Raw genomic sequence first — 1680 nt, 5'->3', positions numbered from 1 at the left:
TATAAATAATTAAATAAAATGCAAAATAAAGTCAGAAAATATAGACAGAATTTTTAAAATATTATAAACTATAACCAATAGATTTCCCTCCAAATCTTCTAACGTAACGGGGAATTTATTAATTAAGGTACTAGACTTATTTGTTTAGTGCCTTATTTTCATAAATAACATAACAAACCTACCATAATAAACCATTCCAATAAATGCAATTAATGTAAATTCACCAACAAATATAGAATTTCTAACATATTTATACTAATATATTCAATGGACAACTAAGGGCAAGGAGACATCATAAATGAAATATCTAAAAAGCAAAATATTAGCAGTAACATTAGCCTCAACACAACTAATGGGTATGGGGTATAATGTACATGCACTAGAAACACAAACAACATCTCATAGTATAATGAGAGCAATTACTTATATGGAAGTAACAGGTAATTCAGTTAATGTTAGAACTGGACCTTCAACTTCATATAAATCTATTATGAAGCTAAACAAAGGAAACAAAGTAGAGTATATAAGTAATAGCGGTAACTGGTCTAAGATAAAGTATAACGGAAAAGAAGGTTATATCAGTAGTAACTATATAAAGCCAGTTTCAACAGATTCTACATCTAATGATATAAGAACAATAACAGGAGATTCAGTAAACTTTAGAAAAGGACCAGGAACAAATTATTCTGTTATAAGAAGTTTCTCAAAAGGAACACAAGTAAACTTTATATCACAAGAAAATAATTGGATAAAAGTTAATTACAACGGAACAGTAGGATACGTTTTTAGCAAATATGTATCAAATAAAACTACTACTGATAACCCAAGTACTGATAATAATACACCNNNAGGTAATTCAGTTAATGTTAGAACTGGACCTTCAACTTCATATAAATCTATTATGAAGCTAAACAAAGGAAACAAAGTAGAGTATATAAGTAATAGCGGTAACTAATCTAAGATAAAGTATAATGGAACAGTAGGGTATATAAGTAACCAATATTTATCAAGTACAAAACCRATAGAACCTACTAAGCCTGAAATACAAGGAAAAGTATTATTCCCAGATTGGTTTAAAGGAGGAAGTGATATCTTAGTTAGAGATGACTATGCATCAAATCTAAATAATGCTTTTACTGTTGAGGATTATAAGACAGGAAAGACATTTAAAGTAATAAGAACAGGTGGAACAAGTCATGCTGATGTAGAACCTCTTACTGCAGCAGATACAGCTACAATGAAGAGTATATGGGGTGGATTTAGTTGGGCTAGAAGACCTATATTAGTTCATATTAATGGCAAGATATATGGAGCTTCAATGAGCGGTATGCCTCATTCAGGATTAGATAGTGAACCAGCGAGAGAATATACAAGTAAGAATAGAAGTGATAATTATGGGCCTGGAATAAATTATGATTCAGTAAAGAATAACAATGCAGATGGACATGTAGACATACACTTCTTAAATTCTAAAACTCATGGATCTGATAAATTAGATACAGCACACCAAAATAATATAAAAACTTTAATGAATGAATGTAATTAAACTTAATATAAAGCTAGATATAATGTATATTAAAAAATCACCTAGTAGAGAAAAGAAAAAAGAAAATAAAAAATAGAACCTTACAATTATTAAGGTTCTATTTTTATATAATTACATTTATATAGTATTTATTA

Annotated in this window: 2 protein-coding genes; both read left to right on the top strand. The window is 28.6% G+C overall.

Going from position 1 to position 1680, the window contains the following annotated elements; genetic code table 11:
* Positions 1-298: 298 nt before the first annotated feature.
* A complete protein-coding gene (locus tag G3997_RS05320) occupies positions 299-955 on the top strand; it encodes an SH3 domain-containing protein (protein WP_296644071.1) in 657 nt (218 codons plus the stop codon).
* A gap of 282 nt (positions 956-1237) precedes the next feature.
* Positions 1238-1546 (top strand): hypothetical protein, encoded by a 309-nt coding sequence (locus G3997_RS05315; protein ID WP_296644068.1) that lies wholly within the window; start codon positions 1238-1240, stop codon positions 1544-1546.
* Positions 1547-1680 lie beyond the last annotated feature (134 nt).

Origin of the sequence: Romboutsia sp. 13368 (genome assembly GCF_018336475.1) — a bacterium.
Classification (GTDB): domain Bacteria; phylum Bacillota; class Clostridia; order Peptostreptococcales; family Peptostreptococcaceae; genus Romboutsia.
The sequence above is the reverse complement of the archived record's forward strand: the minus strand, read 5'-3'. Positions and strand labels throughout refer to the sequence as shown.

Bases quoted from the DNA above. Each gene is read 5' to 3' on its own strand.
- G3997_RS05315 (WP_296644068.1), top strand. From the start codon at position 1,238: ATGAAGAGTATATGGGGTGGATTTAGTTGGGCTAGAAGACCTATATTA.